We start from the raw sequence: 23,579 nt of genomic DNA, 5'->3' as shown, positions 1-23,579 counted from the left end.
TCTTGCGGTCAAGGGTCGACTCCTTGCTCGATGCGTGTCGAGGCAGATTTGGGCGTTGACTCATTCTGAGGTGATCCCTAGCGTTGCGGGGCATCCGACCGGGCGGTCGAGTCCGCCCTCGGTTCACCGTTGGTCGTTCCGCTCAGAGAAGAGAGATCATGAACCTTCGGTTCCGTGCACGTCGTTCCTCGGTCCTGGGGGCAGTCGTCACCATCGCCGCGGTCGTGCTCGCCGCCTGTGGTGGCTCCGAATCCGGATCCGGCGGATCCGGCGAGCCGATCAAGGTCGGCGGCATGTTGTCCTACACGGCGGCGGGGAGCAACAGCGGGCCCGCGGTCGAGGCAGGGGCGAAGGCACGCTTCGCCCAGTTCAACGAGTCCGGTGGCATCGGTGGTCATCAGGTCGAGTTCGTGACCACCGACGATGCACTCGACCCTGCGAAGGCGCCCGCGGCAATGCGCACGCTGGTCGAAAGCGACGAGGTCGTGGCCACCCTCGGACTGGGATCGGCGGACAGTGCGGCAGTCCAGCCGTATCTGACCCAGAACAGCATCCTGTCACTTGCCGGTGGCTCCTCCACGCCGCTGATCGAAGCCGCGGACTCGCCTTTCCGGCTGGACAAGCCCGCCTACGACGAGCTGGCGGGTCGGGTGGTCGAGTACGCGGTCAAGACTCTGGGCAAGACGAAGATCGCGGTCGCCTACACCCCGGACGCCGTCGGCCTGCCGATCAAGGACGGTGTCGAACGGCAGCTCAGGGAGATGGGGATGACGCCGGTCGCCGAGGTGGAGTACAGCGCGACAGCGACAAATGCGGACGCCCAGGCCGCCCAGCTCAAGGACTCGGGCGCCGAGTTTGTCATGATCAATCACGTGCCCTCGGTGATGGCCAAGATCTTCAACTCCGCCGAGCGGATCGGATTCAAGCCCGACTACGGCGCCACCTTCGCCGGTGCCACCCCGTCGCTGCCGCAGATCATGGGTGAAGCGCTCGCCGACCGGATCTACTTCGGCACGTCGTTCATCCTCCCCGACAGCGCGGAGGCGGCGGACTTCCGCAGGTATGTGGAGGCGCAGAACGGCGATATCCACGACATCAACACCATGATCGGTTGGACGAACGCTGACGCAGTCGCCGCAGTGCTGCAGAAGGCCGTCACGGACAACGGTGGCTCGTTGCCGACCGCGGCACAGGTGCTCGCCGCCGGCTCGGATATCGAGATCGACACCGCCTACATCCGCGACCTGACCTGGACCGGGACGGACCGCACCGGCCCGGACGGATCCTCGATCAGCAAGTTGGGGCCCGGCGGAAGCTACGTCGAGGCCGACGCCTTCAAGCCGAACCCCTTCGTCTCCGGCGCCTGACGACGAGTGCGTGGCGGTCAGGGCACTGAGCCCGGCTACCCCTTCCCGATTCACGAGAGGCTCCTGTGGACATTTTCCTCACCGGTGTGATCCTCGGTGTCACGCTCGGGCTGGTCTACGCGCTTGTCGGTGCGGCGCTAGTGGTCATCTACCGCACCTCCGGTTACGTCAGCTTCGCGCAGGGTGACATCGCCAGCGCGGCGCTCTATATCGGGCTCTTCGGCTACTCCGCGGGCCTGCCCTACTGGCTGACCGCGATCCTCGTGGTCGTGCTGGGAGCGGTGTTCGGCGGTGTGATCGGACGTTTCATCGTCGTCCCGATCGAGCGCTTCGGCAGGCTGCCTGCTGCGCTGGCGACGGTCGGTGTGGGTCTGACCATCCAGGGGATCGAGGCCGTCACGCTCAACACCGAGGCCCGCGGCTTTCCGTCCGCGGGGTCCGGGCCGGCCCTCGCCCTCGGACCGGTCACCCTGACCACCGCAGACGTGATCTCGGCGGTGATCTCGGGCCTGCTGTTCCTCGGCATCGGACTGTTCTTCTCCCGGTCCCGAACCGGCGTCGCGATGCGGGCGGTCAACGACAACGAGGCTGCGGCCACCCACATCGGGCTGTCCGGCAAGGGGCTCAAGCACTTCAGCTGGGTCATCGCGGGCGGGTTGGCCGGGGTCACCGGCCTGTTCGTGGCCCCGATCTACGGGCTGAGTCCCACCACCGTGAACGCCTTCCTGGTCTTCGGTTTTGCGACGGTCGTTCTGGGCGGATTCGAGAGCATTCTCGGCGCGCTGATCGCGGGGATCGTGATCGGCGTGGCCACCAATCTCGTCGCTGCCTATGCCCAGCCCTCGCTGGTGACCTTCTCGATGTACGCGCTCGTCCTGCTCGTCCTGCTCTTCCGTCCCGCCGGCCTGCTGGGTAGGCGCCGGCTCGAGAGGGTGTGACATGTCTGCTCCGACCGTCTCGCGCACGCCGCGTTCTCGTGGCGAGATCGATGCCGCCCTTCGGCGGAGGGTGTCGGTCTCGACCGGCCGCGGCGACCTCTTGGGGTTGCGCCACGCCACGCTGCTGCTCTTCGCCGCGTTCGTCCTGATCATCGGACTGGCCGGGCCGGCGAACCTTCGTTACGGCCTGATCTTCTCCACCGTCTATGCGGTGGCGATCCTGGGCAACAACGCCATCGCGGCCACTCTCGAGGAGATCAATCTCAGCGGTGGTGCCTTCATCGCCTTCGGTGCTTACACGACCATGCTGGCGCTTGAGGCCGGGCTGAACGTCTTCGTGGCGATGCTGCTGGCGCTCGTGGTCGCCGCCGGCATCGGCGCGGTGTTCGCGGTGCCGACCACGCGTCTGACCGGTCTGGCGACGGCCCTGGTGACGTTCACGCTGGCGTTCTCGATCATCGACCTGACGAACTACCTCACCCCGATCACCGGCGGTGACGCCGGGAGGCAGGTCTCGCTGGACGCAGGTTTCGCCGGACTGCGGTTCTCCGGGTCTCGTCCGGGCATGCTCGTTCTCGTCGTGGCTGTGATGGTGCTGGTGGGGTTGGCGCATCTGTGGCTGCTGCACCGCAAGCCGGGACGGGTCGCCATCGCCGTCGGCGAGGCGGAGTCGGCCTCGTCTGTGTTCGGCGCGAACATCCCTCTGGTGAAGGTCGCGGTCTGGACCTGGGCTGCGGGATTGGGCGGTCTCGCCGGAGCGCTCTACGCGTTGGCGGTCGGCTACGTCAGCTCCAGCCAATGGCCGATCATGATGTCGATCCTCGTCTTCGTCGGTGGGCTCATCGGCGGCACCCGTAGCGCCACCGGGGCCTGGATCGGCGGGATCATCGTCGGTGGGCTTCCGCTGTGGCTGCAGAACATCGTGCCGGCGACTGCGACGTCCGTCCTGTTCGGCGTGATCATCATCGTGGCGCTGCTGGCGGGCGGGAAGGGCATCGCTGAGTTGGGCGAGCGGCTCCTGACCCGCGGTTGGCACCTGGTCGGGAGGGGAAGGTCGTGAGCGACAGCACCGCCGGCGCGGCGGTTCTGCGCGCCGTTGACATCGACATGCGGTTCGGCGGCGTGCGCGCGCTCAGCGAGGTGGACATCACGCTGGTCGCGGGGCAGTGGACCGGACTCATCGGACCGAACGGGTCCGGTAAGACGACGCTGCTCAACGTCCTGAGCGGCATCTACATGGCGAGCGCGGGCACAGTCGCGTTGGATGGGCACGATGTCACCAGGGTCGGGCCCCGGAGGGTGGCCAAGCGCGGCCTGGTCCGGACCTTCCAACACCCCCAGCTGGCTGAGACGCTGACCATCTACGAGAACGTCCTGCTGGGTGCGGACCTGGCGAAACGGCGCGGGGTCGCCCTCGGCTCCTCCGTCGACGAGGCCGCCCACCAGATGTTGGAGCTGTTCGGTTGTGCCGATGCCGCGGGCCTGCTCCCGGACTCTGTCCCCTACGGCGTCCGCAAGATGGCGGAGTTGGCACGTGCTCTGCTCGCCCAGCCGAAGGCGCTGCTGCTCGACGAGCCGGCAGCCGGGCTGAGCCGGGAGGAACGTGCAGAGCTGGTGGAAGCACTCCACAAGGTGCGTGCGACCCGACCGGATCTCGCCGTGTGCCTGGTCGAGCACGACGTGCGGCTCGTCGCCGCGGTGTGCGAGCGGATGCAGGCGCTGAACTTCGGCAAGGTCGTCGCTTCGGGCACCTCCGCGGAGGTCCTGGCGAACGAGGAGGTAAAGGTGGCCTATCTCGGTCGGTCCGCGGCCAAGTTCGACGTCGAGGTGACCGGATGAAGCTCGAGATCACGGGCCTGTGCAGCGGTTACCGCGAGGGTGTGGACGTGGTGCGGAATGCCGCGTTCACCGCGTCTACCGGCGCGATCGGGGTGATCGGTCGCAACGGCGCCGGTAAGACGTGCCTCGCGCAGACCCTGTCCGGGGCGATCAAGGCCACCACGGGCACGATCACCCTCGACGGACGGGACGTCACCGGGCAGAACTCGCGGGCCCGGGTGCGCGCGGGGATCTCGTTGGTCCCGGAGGGCAGGCTGGTCTTCGGCCAGCTCAGCGTCCGCGAGAATCTGGTGGTGGCCGCCCACGCCGCGGGAAAGGCCGGAGAGCGGCTGGAGCGGATCGAGGAGCGCTTTCCTGTCCTTCGGGAGAAGAAGGACCGACCGGCTGCGTCGATGAGCGGTGGCGAGCAGCAGCTGCTTGCCATCGGCCGCGCGTTGATCCAGGAGCCTGGGCTGATCGTGCTCGACGAGCCCTCTCTGGGGCTCTCCCCGATCGCGGTGGACAACCTGACCGAGTCGCTGCGCGGGATCGTCACCGACCACGAGGTCGGGCTGATCCTGATGGAGCAGAACGGTGAGCTGCTGACCGGACTCTGCGAGGAGGTGTTCCTCATGGAGGACGGCGAGTTCACCCGCTCATTGGACATGGCGAGGACCGAGGATCAGCAGGCGCTCGAAGCGTCGTACCTCGGGCTCTAGGGGAGGCAGACATGGTGGACTTCGGCTTGCACGGGCGGACCGTGCTGGTGACGGGCGGGGCGTCGGGCATCGGCCGGGCGACGGCGGGCTTGGCGGCCGCGGCGGGGGCACAGGTGGCGGTACTCGACCTGAACGCCGACGCGGTTACCGACGCCGTCGACGAACTGACGGCCACGGGCGCGACCGTGGCCGGATACCCGGTCGACGTCTGCGAGGAGAAGGACGTCGTCGAGGCCGTGGGGCGGGTGGAGCGAGAACTCGGTCCGATCCAGGGGGTGGTGGCCGCAGCGGGCGTATCCCGGCCGAAGCGGGCCGTGGAGATGAGTGCTCGAGAGTTCGCGGAGACGATCGATGTCAATCTTGTCGGTCTGTTCGCTACCGCCGCTGCGACCGGGACAGCCATGCTGGAGCGCGGGAGCGGTTGCTTCGTGGCCATCGGTTCGACGGACTCGCTCGGCGGGCACGTCGACCGCACGCACTACGCCGCCTCCAAACACGGTGTGGTCGGCTTGGTGAAGTCTCTTGCCATCGAGTGGGGCCCGGGAGGAGTCCGAGCCAACGTGGTGGCCCCGGGGGTCGTGGACACACCGCTGCTGCGTTCGGTGCACGATGAGGCGTCGATCGCGCGCAACTTCCTCGGCAAGATCCCCGCCGCGCGGCTGGCACGGAGTGAGGACCAGGCCAACGCCGCGCTCTTCCTGCTCTCCGACGCCGCGAGCTACATCTCCGGCGCGGTCCTGCCGGTCGACGGCGGGCTGACTGCCGGCTACTTCAATACCTTCGACCGCCCATGACCGCCCCGCGGACACCGATCGGCCGAGCCGTTTCCATGTTCACGAGCATGGTGTCGGTGCCGAACCCGACGATCGCCGACAAGCGTGCCGGTTACGAGCGGATGCTGGCCGAGCTGCCGGTCCCGAACGGTGTCGCGATCGAGCGGACGGAGTTCGGCGGGGTCCCCTGCCTGCGGGTCGACGCCGGCGAGAGCTCGCGCTCGATCGTGTTGCTGCACGGCGGCGGATACGTGATGGGCTCGGCCGAGGGTTACCGCGGCCTCGCCGGGGCACTCGCCCGCGCGGCCGGATGCGAAGTCGTGGTCGTCGACTATCGGCTCTCGCCCGAGCATCCCTACCCCGCACCCCTCGACGACGCCCGTGCGGCCTACCTGGCCGTCGTCACGGAACGGGGCGCGGACCGGACCGCCGTGATCGGTGACTCGGCGGGTGGTGGGCTGGCCACGGGCCTGTTGATGGCGCTGCGGGACGAGGGAGGGCCCAGGCCCGGGTGCGCGGTGCTGATCTCCCCCGAGCTCGACCTCACGGCGTCGACGGACTCGCTGCGACGAAACCGTGAACTGGATCCGGTGGTGCGCCGCGAAGGCATCCTTCTGCACGGCGGCATGTATCTGGGAGGGCGCGAGGCCCGCGACACTCCGTACGCCTCGCCGTACTTCGGCAGCTACGCCGAACTGCCCCCGTTGCTGGTCCTGACCGGGGATACCGAAGCCATGCACGACGAGGCCCTGGCGCTGCACCGCGGGGTCATTGACGCGGGCGGCGACGCAACGCTCGCTGTCTATCCTGCGATGATCCACGTCTGGCCGTTGTTCTGGTCGTTCCTGCCGGAGGGGCGACGCGCGGTGGACGAGATCGCCGGCTGGGTCAGTGCCCGCCTGCCCGGCTGACTCCGCGGTCCAGGGTCGAGGGACCCACCGCCGCTTCGCTTCGCAGCTGCGCGCGACGGATCTTGCCGGTAGGGGTCATCGGCAGGTCGACGCGGGACTCGAGGTATCGAGGGACCATGAAGCGGGGTAGGTCGCCCTCCAGGCGCCCGGCGAGCCGGTCCAGGCCGATCTGGCGGCCCGGTCGGGGCTGGACGAACAGCTTGATGTCATCCTCGCCGACCTCGGAGGGCACGGGCACAGCGACTGCCAGCAGGACATCGGGATCGCGGATGGCGGCATCCTCGATCGGGGTGGGTGAGATGTTCTCGCCGCGTCGCCGGATGACATCGTGCAGCCTGCCTTCGAAGAAGTACCAGCCGCCGCCGTCCCGGCGCAGCAGGTCACCGGTCGCGATCCAACCGTCTGCGCGGCGGGGGAGTGCCCCGCCCAGTCTTCCGACACTGACCTTGTCGGGCTCGCTGCGCACCAGCAGCTCGCCGACTTCGCCATCGGGCACCGCGATGTCGGTGCCGGGGGTCACGATCTGAAGAGCGACCCCGGCCACGGCCCGACCGCAGGAGCGCAGGTCGGGTGGCAGGGTGCGGGAAGCGATCGGGATACCGCACTCGGTCGAGCCGAAAGAGATCGATACGGGCACGTCGAACCGTGCCTCGAACTCACGGGCCTGTGGGATCAGCGGGGTGATGATCACCCTGCGGAGGGGATTGCGGGTGTCGTCGTCCGAGGGTCTTGCCGCCAGCAGCCAGTGCGCCGAGGCTGCAGGCAGGATCGCCTCCGTGCAGCCGTGGGCGCGGACATCGGCCCACCAGTCCGACCGGGAGAATCGTCGCCGTAGCACGGCCCGCCCGTGGTCGTGGAGCAGCGCCCGGTAGACGAGGCCTCGTGCGATCAGGTGGTTGAGTGGGGTGAAGACGAACACCGACTCGCCCGGGGGGACGGTTCGACGACGAGTGCTTCGGCGAACATCTGCCTCAGCTGCCCCCACGGGACGAGGAGGCACTTGGGAGGGCCGGTAGTCCCCGAGGTGAGCACTCCGCAGGCCACCGCACCCGGTCCGGGAAGTTCATCCTGCTGGGGCAGGACGGCAGGTGGATCGGGCAGACGGCGGATGAGCGGGTGAGCCTCGCGCGGGACCGGTCCGGGCACGAGCACTGTCTCGAGCCCCGGAAGGTCTGCCGCGAGGCGCGGTATCACGGACTGGCGGTCGGGTTCGACGAGCAACACACGTGGGGCGACTCCGCGTAGCGACTGGACCAGGATGTCGCCGTCGAGGTCGGGCCCGACGGGCACCTCATGGGCACCGAGTAGTGCCAGCCCGAGCCAGGTGACCACCCCTTCGATGGAGGTGCCGAGAAGCGTCGCCACGGGCTCGCCGGGCGTGATCCCCAGGGCGGCGAACACTGCGCTGCGGGCGCGTGCTGCCGACCACAACTCGGCGGCGGTGACCGTTCGGGGCCCGTCGCCGACGGCGGGCCCGACCTCCTGGAGCAGCAGGTCGTCCGGGTTGGTGTGAGCCCGGTGTGCGAGGCGATCGAGCAGGAGCGGAGCTGCTTGCGCCGCGCCCTCGAGCGACGGCTCAGATGGCGATGTCGCGGCCGACGACGCTGGACGAGTCACGCCCACCTCCGGCGTTCGTGGAACGCGTCACGACCATGATCACGTGGCGCCACCAGATCGGAGAAGATTGTGGAGCCAAACTTAGGACCGATCGCCTCCGGCGTCAACGACGCCGTGGCTCAGCCCGCGTCCGCCTGAACCGAGGAAGGGCTCGTCGCGGCGCCACACAGATCCGCGACGATCGCGCCGGCGGCGCCGTGCGGCGCGGCCGACGAGGCACACGACAGTTCCCTGCTCCCGGTGCGTAGGTAGACCACGGCTCCGCGCCCTGCAGCGGCTACGGCGTCGAGATCAGCGGCCAGTGCGGCGCGACACTCGCAGGCCTGGGAGCCAAGGACGTCTCCCAGTACGCACTCGCGGTGCAGGCGTAGAAGACCAGGATCGTGTTCGTCCGGGCTGCCGATGAGCAGCACGATGTGCTCGGCGCCGTCGAGGGTGTCGAGGTAGCCGACCGCTGTGAAGGGGCCGTGGGATGTCGGTAGGGCGGTGTGGGTGACTCGACGGACCCGGCCCGGGGCGGCCGCTCGGTAGGCCATCAGGTCGACGATCGCCACGACCGAGAGGTCGTGTTGATCGGCGAATGCGGTCGCCTCGTGCGGGGTGGCGACCTCCCCGGGGCGCGCTGAGCTGAGCAGCTCACTCAACGCCGCTGCAGACGATCCGTCTGCGAGGCGGACCAGGTCGGATGCGGCCTCGGCGGGCTCGGCGCGGTCGAGCACGCCGCGTTCGCGGGTGCGAATCGGGATGACGTGACCGGGTCGGCAGAGGTCGGCACCCTTCGTGGCCGGATCGCCGAGCGCGGCCACCGTGCGCGCGCGGGCGGAGGCTGAGATCCCGGTCCCGGTTCCGTGCAGGTCCACCGAGACGCAGTAGGCGGTGGATCGGTGGGCGGTGAAACCGACCGCCATCGGGACCAGCCGCAGCCGATCGCAGGTAGATCCGTCCAGCGCCACGCAGACGAGCCCGGCGGTGTGTCGCACCAGAAACGCCATCCATGGGGTCGTGGCACGGCGCGCTGCCAGGACGAGGTGGGCCCCGGTCTCGGCGGTGACGACCACCGGCTCGCCGTCGGCGAGGGCCTGGGCAGCCCTCCCGACACGTTCACGGGCCCGGAGCGGGTCGGGTCCCGCCACGGTGAGGCGGCGGGGGAGGTCAGCCACGCTGCTGTGCGGCGTAGCGGGCTGCCGCCTCCTCCTGCGATCGCTGAGTCGCGACCGCGCCGGCTCCGCCGCTGTCCTTGACCCGCTGGTTGCTCGCCTGCGTCGCGGCGAGCTGGCCGGTGAACCGGGGCGCCACCTCCTCGGCGAAGAGCTGGTAACTGCGCAGTTTGGCGGGGAACGCAGCGAAGTCGGAATCGCGGAACAGGAAGCAGCCGAACCCGCCGGAGGCGTCGAGCATCCGCTGTACGTGGGCCGCCGCCATGTCGGGGGTACCGATCGAGCCGCGGCCCGTCTCGTTCAGGTAGTCGATGATGTGGTCGACGTCGTCGAATCGGTCCAGCCCGCTCATCGTGACCTGGGACAGACTCTCCATCAGCCAGCAGAGTCCGTACTCCATGTCCTTGCGGGCCTGCTCGCGTGTCTCGGCCACGTGCATCGGGCCGAGCAGGCGCCAGTTCTCCCGCGATACAGCGTGGCCCGCTGCTGTGGCCTCGGACTCGACGATCGACCAGTGCTCAGCGAGCCGCTCGGTGCCGGTGGGGTCCGATGCGGCCAGCGAGAGCAGCCCGACGCCGTGCTTGCCTGCCAGTCTCGGACCCGAGGGGGAGATCGCGCCCGCTACCGCGATATCGAAGTCCGAGTAGGGCTTGAGCTGGAGGACGGCGTCCTGGCAGGTGAACCAGTCCGTCTTCTCGGTCACCGTCTCGCCGGCGAACAGTCGCAGCATGACATCGAGAGCCTCCTCCATCCGCGGGCGCTGTGTAGACGGCTCGATGCCGAGCATCGTGGCGTCCTGCAGCAGCTGGCCGGGGCCGACACCGAACATCGTGCGGCCACGCGTCACGTGGTCGAGTTGGACGATGCGGTCGGCCAGGACGAACGGGTGGTGGTAGGGCAGCGAGCTCACGCCCGTCCCGAGCTTGATGTGTCGGGTCCGCTGGGAAGCGACGGCGATCATGATCTCGGGAGAGGCGATGGTCTCGACTCCCGAGGAGTGGTGTTCGCCGATCCATGCTTCGGCGTACCCCAGACGATCCAGGTGCTCGATGAGGGTGAGGTCGTTCTCGAGGCCGATGGTCGGGTCCAGTCCAACCTTGTGGTGGGGCGGGATGAAGGCACCGAAACGGAGTGCACCTTCGTGTTTGGCCATCGGAGAGTCTCCTCGACATGAATCGACTGTTCGACCGTCTGGTCGGTTGGGTTCTAGGCTAGGCAGCGACGCGAGGGCGAGTCAAGGACTAGCCGACCGACCGGTCGGACGTGCTAGCGTCGGCGATGTAGCGGCCGTCGCAGGCTGAGACATCGGAGAGGAGTGCCATGAAGCTGTCGTTTCCCGCACATGAGGACCAGGCGGATCTCCGTGCCGCGGTGCGGTCGCTGTGTGCCAGGTTCCCCCTGGAGTACTGGGACAGGCACGACCTCGACAAGGAGTTCCCGCAGGAGTTCTTCGAGGCCTTCGCCGAGGCCGGGTATCTGGGAGTGCTGGTTCCCGAGGAGTACGGCGGCGGTGGCGGAACCATGTCGCAGATGGCCGCGATCCTCGAGGAGGTGTCGGCGGCGGGCGGAGCGCTCAACGCCGCGAGTTCGGTTCACATCCCGATCCTGGCGGTGCCGACGCTGCTGGCTTTCGGAAGCGAGGAGCAGCGCAAGGAACACCTGCCCAAGATCGCTGCGGGGGAGCTGTTCGTCACGTTCGGCGTGACCGAGCCGGACGCCGGCACCGAGACCACTCGGATCAAGACCGCCGCACGCAGAGTCGACGGCGGTTGGCTCATCAACGGCAGCAAGGTGTGGAACACCGGGGCCCTGCGCGGCGACCGGATCATGTTGCTGGCCCGCACGGGCGAGCCGGGTGAGGGCAGACGGAAGGGTGAGGGACTCACTCTTTTCCTCGCTGACTTGAAGGCCCCGTCGGTCGACATCAAGGCGATCTCGAAGATCGGACGCAACGCCGTCGCGTCGACCGAGGTGTTCTTCAACGATCTGTTCGTCTCGGACGCCGACGTGATCGGAGAGGTCGATCAGGGCTTCTACCATCTGCTCTACAGCCTCAACGGTGAGCGGATCCTCGTCTCGGCCGAAGCTCTGGGTATTGCGCGCTGGGCGCTGGAGAACGGGGCGCGCTATGCCCAGGAGCGGGTCGTGTTCGACCGCCCGATCGGCAAGAACCAGGCGGTCCAGCACCCGCTGGCGAAGGCGTACCTGCAGGTGCTCGCCGCTAGCGAGGTGATGAGCCGAACGATCGAGATCTATGAGGAGAAGGGCGGCCGCGCCGTCGGCGTGATGGCGAACGGCCTGAAGTTCCTCGCCTCGGAGGCGGAGGCGGCCGCGACCGATGCCGCCATGCAGACCTACGGTGGCTATTCGTTCGCGCGGGAGTACCACATCGGGCGGCACTGGATCGAGGCTCGCTTGCAGCGGATCGCCCCGATCAACAATCAGATGATCCTCAACTCGATCGCGGAGAGCGCTCTGGGGCTCCCGCGTAGCTACTGAGCGAGGTCGGCGTCGTGCCTTCGATGATCGACGTGTCCGGTGAGTTGCTCAGCGGCACCCGTGTTCTCGAACTGTCCACCCGGGTTGCCGGAGGCTACTGCGGCCGGATCCTTCGGCTGCACGGCGCCGAGGTCGTGCGGTGGGACGCTCCGCTGACCGCAGACTGCCTGCCGAGCCTGGCCTCGGTGCTTCACGAGTCCCTCCACGAGGGCAAACAGTCGATCCAGGTCGACGACCTGCTCGCCGGTCAGGTTCCCGAGGTGGACCTGGTCGTGGTGGACAGCCGTCACGACGATGCTCACGACGGTCACTGGCGGGAGGCCACTCGCGAGGTGCTCTCCCGACTGCCGCAGGGCTGCCCGGTGGTCGATCTGTCCGCGCGCGCCGACGCGGTGTGGTCGCCTCCGTCTCTGAACACACACGAGGCCGAGCCGGGCTCCACGCTCACCGCGTCGGCGGTGTCGGCGATGAGCTGGAGCCTGGGCCGTCCCGGCCAAGAGCCGTTGCCGCTTCCCTACGACCTGGCGGATTATCTGTCCGGAACCGAGGGCGCCGCTGCGGCGTCCCTGTCCCTTGCACTCGCTGCGTCGGGTGCCGACGCGTCGGGGTTCTGGGATGTCAGCGCGGCCGATGTCGTCGCCTCGTATGTCGGGCAGATCTGTGCGGTGTTCCTGCCGTTTGGGCGGGAGTGGAAGCGGGACGGACCGCGTGCGACCGGATCGGGCGGGTTCTATCCCGGCGCGATGTTCCGGTGCTCGGACGGGCAACTGACCCTGGTCTGTCGGACCGATCGGGAGTGGGCTGGGCTCCGTAGGGCGATGGGCGACCCGCCATGGTCGCAGGATCGGCGGTTCGCCGACGCCCGGGTCGTGGCGTTGCTGCACGCCGACGAGGCGGACCGCCATGTTTCCGCCTGGACCGAGGCGCACACGTGCGCGGAAATCACCGAGCTCGGCCGTGAGCACGGGTTCGCGGTTGCTCAGGTGCTGACCCCGGCTCAGGGAGCTCAGCTCGAGCAGTACGCCCACAACGGCTTCGTCGAGTCAGATCACACCGGTGCGGTGACGCGGCCAGGACGACCCTGGCGGGTGGTCGACGGGGGAACCGCGGGCGGACCGGTCCCGTTGCGACCCACGGCTGCCCGACCGCTGGCCGGATTGACTGTGCTCGACCTGTCCTGGGTCTGGTCGGGCCCGATGCTCACCGCTCAGCTTGCCGATCTCGGTGCCGAGGTCATCAAGGTCGAGAGCCGGAGCCGGCCGGATCCGGCTCGTTCACGGGGGCGGGCAGTGCGCGACGGTGAACCGATCGAGGGACCTGATCTGGAGGTCAGCACTTACTTCGGACAGATGAACCGAGGCAAGCGTTCGGTGGCAGTCAACATCGGGATCGAGGAGGGGGCCGACCTGGTGCGTCGGTTGGCCGCCGGCGCCGACGTCGTCGTCGAGAACATGCGCCCCGGCGCGCTCGACCGGCGAGGACTGGGCTATGCCGACCTGGCGATGGACAACCCCGGGCTGATCATGCTGTCGATGTCGATGATGGGTCAGGAGGGCCCGATGCGTGGGCTCGGCGGATATGCACCGGTGATGTCGGGACTGGCCGGTGTCGACTCGATCGTGGGCTACTCCTCCGCGGACCGCATCGGGCTGTACAACCCGTCCTTGGGTGACCCCAACGGTGCCGCGCACGCCATGACTGCCCTGCTCGCTGCGCTCGCGCGCCGGCAGCGAACCGGTCGCGGAGGCTGGGTCGATGTCGCCCAGATCAGCTGCCTGATGGCGACCGCGCGCGCCGCTCTGATCGAGGACGTCCATTTCGGCGCCGCGCGTGTGCCCGGTGGCTCGCACGCCGTGTTCTGGCCGCACGGGACCTACCGCGCCTCTGGCGAGGACGAGTGGGTCGCCCTGAGCGTTCGCACTCCGGCGGAACGCGACCGGCTGCGGTCGATTCTCGGCGGGCCGGAGTGGCTGGACCGCGCCGCGGCGGATCGTGCGGTGTCGGCGTGGACCTCCGCCCGCGACCCGGAGGTCGCGGTGGCTGTGTTGCGGTCGGCCGGGCTCGATGCCGCAAGGGTCGACTCGTTCGAGCGGCTGGCCGCGAGTGACTGGGCGAAGGCGAGGCGGCTGTCGTCTCCGCTGAGCCATCCCTGGCTGGGCGCCCAGGAGGTGTTCCACTCGCCGTGGAAGTGGCGTGGCGAGACGTTCATTGCCGAGACCGCGGCCCCGCTGTTGGGCGACTCCACCGCCGCTGTGCTGCGGGAGCGGCTCGGGCTGGACGATGTGCGGCTGGACGAGCTGAGAGCGGCCGGTGCGATCGAACAGGGATGAGGGACCATGACCGTGTCCGCACCCGATCCGATCGTCAGCGATGCGGACCGGCGGCGGGATGTCATCGCCGCCGCCGCCGCCCGCCTGTTCGACGAGCGGGGTTATGCCAGCACGAGCATGCGACAGATCGCCGATGCCGTTGAGATCGCGAAGCCGACGCTCTACCACTACTTCCGCAGCAAGGACGCGATCCTGTTCCAGATCCACGAGGAATTCATCGACATTCTGCTCGGCAAGTTCGCCGAGCGCAGCTGCAGCGGCCCCACACACCGCGATGCGCTGGTCGGTGCGATGGGGGACATCTTGTCGCTGATGGAGTCCCACCGCGGGCACGTGCGCGCCTTCTTCGAGCACCACCGGGAGCTGCCGGTGGCACAGCAGGAGCTGATCCGTGACAAGCGGGATCGCTACGAGGGCCTGCTCGTCGAGTTGCTGCGAGAGGGCGCCCGATGCGGTGAGCTGGAGGTGCAGCATCCGCGGCTCACGGCGCTGGGGATCTTCGGCATGTGCAACTGGGCCTACCAGTGGTACTCGCGCGGGGGCCCTCTCCGCCCGGTGGAGATCGCCGAGCAGTTCGGTGCAGTCGTGCTGGGTGGCATCGCGCGCTCGTGAACGGGACCCGATACCGAGAGAGGGGCTGCGCCGAGTCGGCACAGCCCCTCCCGCATGCGGTCAGGCTGCGGTGCCGGTCTCCTGGGCAGCAGAGATCCGTCGCATCTCCGGCATCACCTCGGTGGCGTAAAGACGCATGCTCGCCTCGGCCTGGTCACGACTCATGCCGCCGTAGAAGGCTGGCACCCCCAGGTCGATAGTACCGAGCAGGTTGACGCGTTTCTCGAACTTCTCGAGGATCTGATCGGGTGTCCCGACGTTCATCTGCACGTCGATGTACTTGCGGGTCGCCTCGTCCATGCCTTGTTCGCGGATCTCGGCGGCGCTCTCGGCGTAGTGCTGGTAGCCCCTGGTGCCGGCGAAGTGTTTACCGGCGAAGTCGTAGTGCCGCACGACCTCCTGGTAATAGCGCGCCAACCAGAGCTCGGCCTGGCTCACCGAGTCCGCGGTGGGGCCGCAGTAGGTGAAGTCGTGCAGCTGCTGCGGGCGTGGCGCGCGACCGGTGGCCGCGGTGTAGCGCTCCCGGTAGCGAGTGAGCAGGGTGAGCATGCCCTCGTCACTCTTGGTCGTGAAGCAGAGCAGGTCGGCACCCATGTCGCCGGCGGCGAGTGAGGAGTCCGGCGACATGGCCACGCACAGCACCTTGTCGGCGAGTGCCGGCCGTGGTGCGGGGTGTACCTCGACGCGGGGTTGTTTGTAGAAAATCCCGTCGCCTTCGACGACACCGGTGCGGAGGCCTCGAAGGATCATGTCCGCGGCCTCGTCGAAGCGTTCGCGCGACTCGTCCATGACGAGGCCGAAGCCGTCGTACTCGATGCGCGACAGGCCGCGGCCGAAGCCGACCACGAGCCGGTGGTCGCACAGGTGGTCCAGCAGGGCGTACTTCTCGACCACACGCAGCGGATCGTTCCACGGGAGGATGCAGGCCCCGGTGACCAGCTTGATGGTCGAGGTCTTCGCGGCGAGGTTTGCCAGCGCGACGAAGTTGTCCGGGCAGGCTGAGTACTCGGGGTCGAAGTGGTGCTCCACGCTCGAGATCGCGTCGAAGCCGAGGTCCTCGGCGAGCTGTGCCAGGTAGATCTCGTCGCGGACGAAGTCGGTGACTGCGCGCTCGCGGTTCCAGTTCTGCCACAGCATTGCGTAGACGATGTCCATCGCAAACCCCTTCATTGGAGGCGACCGACCGGTCGGATGGAGCGAACGCTACGAGCGGTCCGCTGATGGTGTCAACGATGGGCGTCACCGTGCTCTCCCTGATGGTGTCCCGTTGACGCCCACCGGCGCCTCGTCCTAATCTCGCCCGACTAGTCGGTTGAGGGGGTCGAATGCAGCTCGATATGGCGGGCGTCGCCGACCGGAGCCGGGCGCTCGACGCTGTGCTCGCCGAGCGGCACAGCTGTCGATCGTTCCGGGATGGAGCGCTCCCGGTCGAGCTGATCGATGAGATCATCGCTAGCGCGGCACAGGCACCATCGTGGTGCAACACCCAGCCGTGGCAGGTCGTCGTCCTCTCCGGTAGTGCTGTGGAGAGCTTCCGCCACGAGCTTTACGCTGCGGCCGAGACCGATCCGCATGCTGTCTCCTTCGAGGCGGGTGCTCCGCGGTATGTGGGTCAGTCGCTGGCCCGTCGGCGGGCCGCAGGGTGGGCGCTCTACGAGGCGGTGGGCGCCGCGCCCGGTGACCGCGCGGCGACCGCGCGGCAGGCGTTGGAGAATTTCCGGTTCTTCGGCGCGCCGCATGTCGCGATCGTGTCCGCCGACGCCTCGCTCGGCGCCTACGGGCTCGTCGACTGTGGCGGCTTCGTGTCGCTGCTGCTGGCCGCCGCCCAGGCGCGCGGGGTCGGGTCTATCGCCCAGGCGGCGGTCGTGAGCAGGCCGGAGATGGTACGCCGACACACCGGAATCCCGGCGGACCGGACCCTGGTCTGTGGGATCGCGCTCGGCTGGCCGGACCGTGACCACCCGGCCAACTCGTTCCGCACCGACCGCGCTTCGCTTGACGAGCTGCGAGTCCATCGCGGCAGCCCTCCGGAGGAGACGAGATGACCAGGTTCCGCATCGTGGCGGGTCCGCATACCGTGCTGGGCGAGGGCCCGATCTGGGACGTCGTCGAGGAACGCCTCTACTGGCTCGACAGCGTCCAGGGCACGATCCTGCGGTGCGACGCCGTGGGCGGTGAGCTCGACGTGTGGGATCTGCCCGGTCCGGTCGGGGCCATGGCGCTGCGCGAGTCCGGTGGCGCCCTCCTGACCCTGGCCACAGGCTTTCACCTCTTCGATTTCGGTTCCGGGGAGCTCACGCCGATCGCCGATCCCGAGTCGGGCCGTGCCTCCCGGTTCAATGACGGCAAGGTGGATCGGCAGGGTCGGTTCGTCACCGGCAGCATGGAGGACACACTCATCGATCCGGCGTCGTCGTGGTTGGTCGGGAAGATTGAGGCAGGCTCGTCGCTGTACAGGGTCGACACCGATCTGACGGTTCAGAGGATCCAGGGCGACATAGGGATCACCAATGGCCCCTGTTTCAGCCCCGACGGCACGACGATGTACGTGTCGGACAGCTGGCGCGACGAGATCCAAGCTTTCGACTACGACGCCGCCTCGGGCACCGTGTCGCGGCCGCGGACGTTCGCCAGCTGGGAGAAGGACAAGGGCAGCACAGGGCTCGCGCAACCGGACGGGGCGACAGTCGATTCCGAGGGATACCTCTGGAGCGTCGCGGTCTACGCCGGGGAGATCCGCCGATATGCCCCGGACGGAACTCTCGACCGCCGCATTTTCACACCTGTCCTGAAGCCGACCAGTGTCGCCTTCGGCGGGCCGGACCTCGACATTCTCTATGTGACCACGATGGCGAACCCTCCGCTGCCGATGACGTTGCCGCCGGACGGACCGATCGCCGGCAGCCTGCTGGCGCTGCACGGCCTCGGGGTGCAGGGCATCGCCGAGCGCCGGTTCGCGGGCTGAGGCGGGATCATGGGCGGACTCACTCTGACTTGGCTCGACCTCGGCGAGCTGACCAACGATCCCGGGCTGGCGCTGGCGGGTGGTGGGATGGTCACCTCGGCTGACCCGGTGCAGCGGGATCCGCTCTGTGTGCAGAGCATGAGCGCTTACGTGCTGGAGCACCCACGACTCGGACCGATCCTCTACGAGCTCGGCGTCGCCCCCAACCGGGACGAGGTGTGGCCGCCGGAGGCGCACGCATTGGCCGCGCCCTCACGCTACGAGACCGAGCACCACCTCGACCATGCCCTGGCGGATGCGGGCTACGGGGTCGGCGACATCCAGGCGGTGATCGCGAGTCATCTGCATCTTGACCATGCGGGCGGCCTGGAGGTTTTCCGTGGCACCGACGTCCCGGTCTATGTGCACGCAGATGAGCTCAAGAATGCCTTCTTCGCCGTGGCGACCGGGGAGGACCTCGGGCCCTACCTACCGCACTACATCGACCACACCTTCAACTGGAAGCCGATCCACGGTGAGAGTTGGGAGTTCGCGGACGGCATCACGTTGCACCGGGCGCAGGGACACACCCCCGGACTGTTGATGCTCGAGGCCGAGATGGTCAACAGCGGGAAGTTCCTGCTGACCTCGGACCAGTTCCCGTTGGAGCAGAACTTCGCCGAACCGCGTCCTCAGGGCTGGATCCAACGCGACCACGCCGCCTGGTGGCGCAGCCTGCGGTGGACGGAGAGCTTCGTGAACCGCACCGGTGCCCGCCTGGTGTACGGACACGACGCCGCCGACTTCGCCGTCCTCAAGCGAGAGCGGCGCTATGACTGAGCGAGCATTGCCCGAGTCGGGCAGTCACGCGGAGCACGTCGTGCGATGCACGACGGCCGGCCTGGGATTCTCGAGCGGGTCATCCGGGACGGTCGGGAGCGAGCGGGCCGAGTTGTCGGACGGGGTGCCGGACCGCACTGCGGTGCGCCGGGAGGTTGTGACCAGCCTCGGCGGCGCGATCCGCGAGCTGGCGGAGGCGTTCGTCGGGTCGGAGGTGCCGGAGGAGGTACTCGCCTCGGCGGCAGAATCGGTCCGAGCGGTGACCGATCAGCTCGGTGCCGTCCAGCGGGCGGTGGACGAGCCTGCTGTCGTCGACGACCCCGCCGGCCGGATACGGGTGTTCAACCCGGTGACAGGGCTTGCCAGCCCGTTGGCCCCGCCGATGCTGCTCGATCCTCGGTCGAGTGATTCGAGTTGTTGCGTCGGTCGGGCGGTCCTCGGCCTCGCCTATGAGGGCCCGCTCACCTACGCGCACGGCGGCGTCATCGCGGCACTGCTCGACGACATCCTCGGTCGGGTCGCCAGCTCGGTCGCCCGACCCGTGGTCACCAGCAAGCTGAACGTCCGGTATCGGGCTCCGGTCCCGTTGCGGGTCCCTCTCCTGATCACGGGCTCCACGGAGGCCGTCGCGGGCAGACACCTCACCCTGCGCGGCACGGTCGAGTGCGAGTCCGAGCCGGGCGTCGTGTTGGCGGAGGCGGAGGGCCGCTTCGTCGTGCTGGATGCGAGGCAGGCGTGTGCTCTGTTCGGGCCGTCGGATCTGGACGAGATCGCGTGAGCGGTGCGCAGCCGTGGCGCCCTGGGGGCTTGCGGCGGCACGGCGGGATTCCGGCGTACCCAGCGGAAGGTCGTGTCGAGCTGACTGCTGGCGATTCTTCGCCGGTGCGCCCCGGGCCAGGTGGTGAGCGCTGATGTTGTTTCCCCGATAGGACGCTCGAACATGACCGAACGAGGTGAGCCCGTGGTGACGTTACCGTTCGATGGCAACATCGTCCTCGCCTTCGAGGACTCAGGAGAGGTGAGCGGCGGGGCACTGCCGATCGTGTTCTCCCACGGCTTGTTCATGGATCGCACGATGTTCAGGCCCCAGGTCGAGGCCTTGTCTGCTCGCCACCGCTGCGTGAGCTGGGACGAACGTGGTCACGGCGAAACGGTGTCGGTGGGCCCGTTCACGTTCTGGGACTCGGCGCGCGACCTTCTGGCTGTGTTGGACCACCTCGGGATCGAGCGCGTGGTGCACGTGGGCATGAGCCAGGGCGGGATCTTGGCCCAGCGGGCCGCCGTGCTTGCCCCCGAGCGTTTTGCCGGGCTCGTCTTCCTCGACACGCAAGCGGGCAGCTTGGCCAGGGACAGCGGGCTGCGTTTCACCCGGCTCACCGAGGACTGGGCTGCCGATGGCCCATCGGATGAGGTTCTCGACTATGTCGCTGGGTTGATCCTCGGACCTGGGGTGGACCACGAGCACTGGAAGGATCGCTGGCGGGCGGCGGATCCTGCCGGCTTCCAGGAGGCCGTGCGCACCCTTGTTGGGCGGGAAGACTTCACCGACCGGCTGCCCGAGATCGTCCCGCCCTCGCTGGTGATCCACGGGACGGCGGATGCGTCGACACCGTTGGAGCGGGCTCGGGCTTTGGCCGGCGGGCTGAGCGACTGCCGCGGACTTGTTCTGATCGAGGGAGCACCGCATGCCGCCAATCTGAGCCATCCCGAGCAGGTCACGTCGGCGATCCGGGACTTCGTCGAGGCTCTCGACCCCCCGTGAGGTGGTGGTCGGGATTCGACCGGTATCGGAGATGGTGCCGGGGGCTCGCCGACGACGATGAACGGCGCGGCGTGACTCGGTGGCGCCGCTTCGGACGATCCTTCTCGCCGAGACAGGGTGTGCGGCTTGGGGTGCCTGCATTCGTGCAGGCACTCGGCCTGACCGGCGAGGAGTGCAGACACAGAGCCGTCGCGGGCGACGGGCAAGGGTGGGCTGCGCGCCGGCTGCACGTCGTCATCGGTGAACCGAAGGCGGAGACGGACGTGGTGGTGGAGGCGGTGGCGGAGGTACTGATCGGTCGTCGAGCGCTGGGCCTGCGCGCCACCACCGCGGCACAGAGATGGCGGCGTCCGTCGGACGTGGGGGTAGGGCCGGTCACGGGGTCTCGTCGACGCAGGCGTGGACGTCTCGTCGGGAGAGGGAGGGAAGGAACATGAGCGAGCGCGGCGGCCGTGGCGGCCTTGGCGGCGTGGTCGTGGTGACCGGTGCGGGTGGTGACATCGGGCGGGCCGCAGCACTGCTCCTGTCGGAGCGAGGTGCCCATGTGGTCGCGGTTGACCTGGACCCGGGTGCGGCCGAGCGCACGGCGCAGGCGATCGGGGAGGCGGGTGGGCAGGGCACCGCGATCGCGGCGGATGTGACCGACTTCGCGCAGGTCGAGGCCTATGCCGCGGCGGCGGCCGACCTGGGCGGCGGCACGATTGCCGGGTTCGTCAACAACGCCGGCGTCGAGGGTCGGATCGCGCCGCTGGGGGCGATGACCGTCGCCGACTTCGACGCGGTCATGGCGGTCAACGTCCGCGGGGTGTTCCTCGGGCTCTCGGCTGTGCTGCCGTTGATGGCAGAGGGCGGTTCGGTGGTCAACACCGCCAGTTCGGGAGGCCTGCGTGGGTCACCTGGGATGGCCGCCTACGTGGCGTCGAAGCACGCGGTCATCGGGCTGACGAAAGTGGCAGCACTCGAGGTTGCGGACCGGGCCATCAGGGTCAATGCCGTGTGTCCCAGCGGCGTCGAGGGCAGGATGATCAGCTCGCTTGAACAGCAACGCGCATTGCGGGGTTCGGCAGGAACCTCGACCGAGCGCATGGGACGCAAGGCGACCCCACGTGATGTCGCCCAGGCGATCGGCTACCTGGTGGGGTCCGAGTCGGCGTTCGTCAGCGGCACGACACTGTCTGTGGACGGTACCCGCACGGCTGGTTGACTCGGTGCCGCCCCAGTCAGCTCGTCGGGGGTGAGGGTCACCCCGACGAGTTCGACCACGGGCAGCTCCCGCGTGGTCCGTGACCGGTATTCGGCGAAGTGCGGCGCGAGTGCAGTGATTCGCGCGAACAGCGCCGCCCGGTCGGTCCCGGACGTCGGCCGGGCCTTTGCCGGGACGGTGCGGCCGTTGAGCTCGACGGTCACCCACGGGTGGGCGAGCAGGTTGCAATACCACTGCGGGTGTCTGTCCGCGCCGCCGCGCGACGCGACCACGAGCAGCCTGCCGTCGACCACGAGATAGGAGACGGGGACCGCCCGTAACCGCCCGGTGCGCCTGCCGTGCACGGCGAGGACGAGGCGGGTTCTGCCCGACGTATCGCCACGGACTTGACCGTGAGCGCGTAGCTCGGCCACCACGGCGGCGTTGAAGGCCTCGACGAAGTGTGGATCGGCGGGCTCGGTGCCTCGCATCTGGGCCTCGAATCGGGCCAGGTCCGCGGTGGCGGGTACGGCGTCCATCGGCACTCCTCAGCGCGTGGCACTCGTTGTCCAGAAGGGGGCGCGCAGTGCCGGTTTCATGATTTTCCCGGCACCGGTGAGAGGTAGTGGTTCGGCGCGGATCTCGACTGATCGGGGGCACTTGTATCCGGCGATCAGTGTGTGGCAGTGCGCGATCACCTCGTTCCCGGTCAGGTCCGCCCCGGTCCGCGGCACGACGACGGCGTGCACCGCTTCGCCCCAGTGTTCGTCCGGGATGCCGATGACGGCGCACTCCGCCACGCGGGTGTCGGTGTGGATCGCCTGCTCGACCTCGCCGGAGTAGATGTTCTCGCCACCGCTGACGATCATGTCCTTCAGCCGGTCGACGATCGTCACGAAGCCCTCGTCGTCCATTCGCGCGCCGTCGCCGGTGTGTAGCCAGCCCGCCCGCAGTGCTGCGGTGGTCTCCGCGGGCTTGTCCCAGTAGCCGAGCATCACCACGGGGCCACGGACGGCGATCTCGCCGACCTCGCCTCGAGGTAGTTCGATGCCGTCGGGGTCGACGATGCGCACCTCGACCCCTGCGGCCGCCCGGCCGGCGGTCTGCAGCTTGCCCGACCACGGCCCGTCGAGCACGTGGTACCGCTGGGGCAGCGCGGTGACCAGCGCGGTTGCCTCGGTGCAGCCGTAGCCTTGTACGAGTCGCCACTCGGGTAGCTCGTGCATCACCCGTCGAAGCAAGGCCTCGGGCATCGGGGAGGCGCCGTACTCGATGTCTCGCACGCTGGAGAGGTCACGGTGGGCGAAGTCCTCGTGATTCATCAGCATCGTGATCATCGTCGGGACGAAGAGGCAGTAGTTCACCCGCTCGGTCTCGATGGTGTTCAGGACATCGGCAGCGTCGAACTTCGGCACGATGACGTGCGTACCGGCGGCGAGGGTCAGCGCGAACAGCGGCGCCGCACCGGCCATGTGGAAGAAGCCGGGGGAGTGTAGGTAGCGCGTCTGTTCGTCGAAACGCAACGTCGAGATCCACATGAGCGAGCAGGACACGAGGTTGCGGTGCGACAGCATCACGCCCTTGGCGGAGCCGGTGGTGCCGCCGGTGTAGCAGATCAATGCGAGGTCGTCGTCGGATCGCTCGGACTCCGAGCAGCCGGTGCCCGACTCGACTGCGGCCGACCAGGATTCGCCGACCTCTGCGAGACCGAGACCGAGCACGGCGGGCGCCTCGGCGAGTCCCACCACAAGCTCCGCCACGATGTCGGCGAACGACTCGTCGACGGCGATCACCCGCGGCCTGCTGTCGGCGACGGCATCCGCGAGCTCGCGCACCGACCATCGGGTGTTCAGCGGGACCCCTACTCCGCCGGCCCACGCGACGGCGTAGAGCAGCTCCGCGTAGTCGTCGCTGTTCGCCGCGATCACGACGACACGATCACCTGCGGACACCGCGCGCTCGCGCAGTGCTCCGGCGCCGCGCCGTACGCGCTGTCCGAACTCCGACCAGGTGCGCGTCCGTCCGCGAAACACCGTGGCCGTCTGCCGGGGTCGGAACTGGACGGCGCGCTGCAGGCCCTGGGTGAGTCTCATCGGGTTCTCCTGGTGA

23 protein-coding genes are annotated in these 23,579 nt (G+C 68.7%); 16 read left to right on the top strand and 7 right to left on the bottom strand.

Annotation, left to right across the window (positions count from 1 at the left end):
* Positions 1–158: 158 nt before the first annotated feature.
* From AD017_RS28645 to AD017_RS28615, 7 genes are all read left to right on the top strand, one after another.
* The gene (locus tag AD017_RS28645; protein WP_060576740.1) at positions 159–1,367 is read left to right on the top strand and encodes an ABC transporter substrate-binding protein; all 1,209 of its coding nucleotides are present in this window, start codon (positions 159–161) and stop codon (positions 1,365–1,367) included.
* A 65-nt stretch (positions 1,368–1,432) separates the two neighbouring features.
* Complete coding sequence (locus AD017_RS28640) at positions 1,433–2,305, top strand: branched-chain amino acid ABC transporter permease (protein ID WP_060576739.1); 873 nt, start codon at positions 1,433–1,435, stop codon at positions 2,303–2,305.
* Position 2,306: 1 nt separating this feature from the next.
* Positions 2,307–3,365, top strand: a complete 1,059-nt coding sequence (locus AD017_RS28635; protein WP_082538395.1) for a branched-chain amino acid ABC transporter permease — start codon at positions 2,307–2,309, stop codon at positions 3,363–3,365.
* Positions 3,362–4,144, top strand: coding sequence for an ABC transporter ATP-binding protein (locus AD017_RS28630; protein ID WP_060576737.1), 783 nt, complete (start codon positions 3,362–3,364; stop codon positions 4,142–4,144). Before AD017_RS28635 ends, AD017_RS28630 begins: the two co-directional genes overlap by 4 nt.
* Entirely contained in the window at positions 4,141–4,842 is a 702-nt protein-coding gene (locus tag AD017_RS28625) for an ABC transporter ATP-binding protein (protein WP_060576736.1), read from the top strand. Before AD017_RS28630 ends, AD017_RS28625 begins: the two co-directional genes overlap by 4 nt.
* Positions 4,843–4,853: 11 nt before the next feature.
* Positions 4,854–5,636 carry an SDR family NAD(P)-dependent oxidoreductase gene (locus AD017_RS28620; RefSeq protein WP_060576735.1) on the top strand — a complete coding sequence of 261 codons (783 nt, stop codon included), beginning with the start codon at positions 4,854–4,856 and terminating at the stop codon, positions 5,634–5,636.
* Positions 5,633–6,526 carry an alpha/beta hydrolase gene (locus tag AD017_RS28615; RefSeq protein WP_082538394.1) on the top strand — a complete coding sequence of 298 codons (894 nt, stop codon included), beginning with the start codon at positions 5,633–5,635 and terminating at the stop codon, positions 6,524–6,526. Before AD017_RS28620 ends, AD017_RS28615 begins: the two co-directional genes overlap by 4 nt.
* Here the strand turns inward: AD017_RS28615 and AD017_RS37100 are convergent.
* The 4 genes from AD017_RS37100 to AD017_RS28595 all read right to left on the bottom strand — a co-directional run bounded on the left by AD017_RS37100 (position 6,504) and on the right by AD017_RS28595 (position 10,453).
* Positions 6,504–7,511 carry an AMP-binding protein gene (locus tag AD017_RS37100; RefSeq protein WP_255389482.1) on the bottom strand — a complete coding sequence of 336 codons (1,008 nt, stop codon included), beginning with the start codon at positions 7,509–7,511 and terminating at the stop codon, positions 6,504–6,506. The genes AD017_RS28615 and AD017_RS37100 overlap by 23 nt on opposite strands.
* A complete protein-coding gene (locus tag AD017_RS37560) occupies positions 7,415–8,143 on the bottom strand; it encodes a class I adenylate-forming enzyme family protein (RefSeq protein WP_060576732.1) in 729 nt (242 codons plus the stop codon). The genes AD017_RS37100 and AD017_RS37560 overlap by 97 nt, the downstream gene beginning before the upstream one ends.
* 119 nt (positions 8,144–8,262) lie before the next feature.
* Positions 8,263–9,276 (bottom strand): 3,4-dihydroxy-2-butanone-4-phosphate synthase, encoded by a 1,014-nt coding sequence (locus tag AD017_RS28600; RefSeq protein ID WP_227012907.1) that lies wholly within the window; start codon positions 9,274–9,276, stop codon positions 8,263–8,265.
* 19 nt (positions 9,277–9,295) lie between these two features.
* Positions 9,296–10,453: an LLM class flavin-dependent oxidoreductase gene (locus tag AD017_RS28595; RefSeq protein ID WP_060576730.1), complete on the bottom strand. Its 1,158-nt coding sequence runs from the start codon at positions 10,451–10,453 to the stop codon at positions 9,296–9,298.
* Between the two features lie 167 nt (positions 10,454–10,620).
* Here AD017_RS28595 and AD017_RS28590 point away from each other — a divergent pair, with 167 nt between their 5' ends.
* From AD017_RS28590 to AD017_RS28580, 3 genes are read left to right on the top strand one after another with little or no spacing between them, the layout of a single operon-like run.
* Positions 10,621–11,799 (top strand): acyl-CoA dehydrogenase family protein, encoded by a 1,179-nt coding sequence (locus AD017_RS28590; protein ID WP_060576729.1) that lies wholly within the window; start codon positions 10,621–10,623, stop codon positions 11,797–11,799.
* Positions 11,800–11,822: 23 nt separating this feature from the next.
* Entirely contained in the window at positions 11,823–14,129 is a 2,307-nt protein-coding gene (locus AD017_RS28585) for a CoA transferase (RefSeq protein WP_060576728.1), read from the top strand.
* 6 nt (positions 14,130–14,135) lie between these two features.
* The gene (locus AD017_RS28580; protein WP_060576727.1) at positions 14,136–14,741 is read left to right on the top strand and encodes a TetR/AcrR family transcriptional regulator; all 606 of its coding nucleotides are present in this window, start codon (positions 14,136–14,138) and stop codon (positions 14,739–14,741) included.
* Between the two features lie 60 nt (positions 14,742–14,801).
* Here the strand turns inward: AD017_RS28580 and AD017_RS28575 are convergent, their stop codons facing one another.
* Positions 14,802–15,896, bottom strand: coding sequence for an LLM class flavin-dependent oxidoreductase (locus tag AD017_RS28575; protein WP_060576726.1), 1,095 nt, complete (start codon positions 15,894–15,896; stop codon positions 14,802–14,804).
* 170 nt (positions 15,897–16,066) lie between these two features.
* Here AD017_RS28575 and AD017_RS28570 point away from each other — a divergent pair, with 170 nt between their 5' ends.
* From AD017_RS28570 to AD017_RS28545, 6 genes are all read left to right on the top strand, one after another.
* A complete protein-coding gene (locus AD017_RS28570; RefSeq protein ID WP_227012965.1) occupies positions 16,067–16,786 on the top strand; it encodes a nitroreductase in 720 nt (239 codons plus the stop codon).
* Positions 16,783–17,706: an SMP-30/gluconolactonase/LRE family protein gene (locus AD017_RS28565; protein WP_060576725.1), complete on the top strand. Its 924-nt coding sequence runs from the start codon at positions 16,783–16,785 to the stop codon at positions 17,704–17,706. Before AD017_RS28570 ends, AD017_RS28565 begins: the two co-directional genes overlap by 4 nt.
* Positions 17,707–17,715: 9 nt before the next feature.
* The gene (locus AD017_RS28560; RefSeq protein WP_060576724.1) at positions 17,716–18,525 is read left to right on the top strand and encodes an N-acyl homoserine lactonase family protein; all 810 of its coding nucleotides are present in this window, start codon (positions 17,716–17,718) and stop codon (positions 18,523–18,525) included.
* Between the two features lie 157 nt (positions 18,526–18,682).
* A complete protein-coding gene (locus AD017_RS28555) occupies positions 18,683–19,303 on the top strand; it encodes a PaaI family thioesterase (protein ID WP_145986095.1) in 621 nt (206 codons plus the stop codon).
* A 162-nt stretch (positions 19,304–19,465) separates the two neighbouring features.
* Positions 19,466–20,287, top strand: a complete 822-nt coding sequence (locus tag AD017_RS28550; protein WP_082538538.1) for an alpha/beta fold hydrolase — start codon at positions 19,466–19,468, stop codon at positions 20,285–20,287.
* Between the two features lie 433 nt (positions 20,288–20,720).
* Positions 20,721–21,491, top strand: coding sequence for an SDR family NAD(P)-dependent oxidoreductase (locus AD017_RS28545; RefSeq protein ID WP_060576721.1), 771 nt, complete (start codon positions 20,721–20,723; stop codon positions 21,489–21,491).
* Here AD017_RS28545 and AD017_RS33745 read toward each other — a convergent pair.
* Together AD017_RS33745 and AD017_RS28540 are read right to left on the bottom strand one after the other, a co-directional pair.
* Positions 21,416–22,009 (bottom strand): nitroreductase/quinone reductase family protein, encoded by a 594-nt coding sequence (locus AD017_RS33745; protein WP_082538536.1) that lies wholly within the window; start codon positions 22,007–22,009, stop codon positions 21,416–21,418. The two genes, AD017_RS28545 and AD017_RS33745, sit on opposite strands and share 76 nt — an antisense overlap.
* A 9-nt stretch (positions 22,010–22,018) precedes the next feature.
* Positions 22,019–23,563: a long-chain fatty acid--CoA ligase gene (locus AD017_RS28540; RefSeq protein WP_060576720.1), complete on the bottom strand. Its 1,545-nt coding sequence runs from the start codon at positions 23,561–23,563 to the stop codon at positions 22,019–22,021.
* Positions 23,564–23,579 lie beyond the last annotated feature (16 nt).

It is taken from the genome of Pseudonocardia sp. EC080619-01 (assembly GCF_001420995.1).
Taxonomy (GTDB): domain Bacteria; phylum Actinomycetota; class Actinomycetes; order Mycobacteriales; family Pseudonocardiaceae; genus Pseudonocardia.
This window is presented reverse-complemented; position numbering and strand designations above follow the sequence as displayed.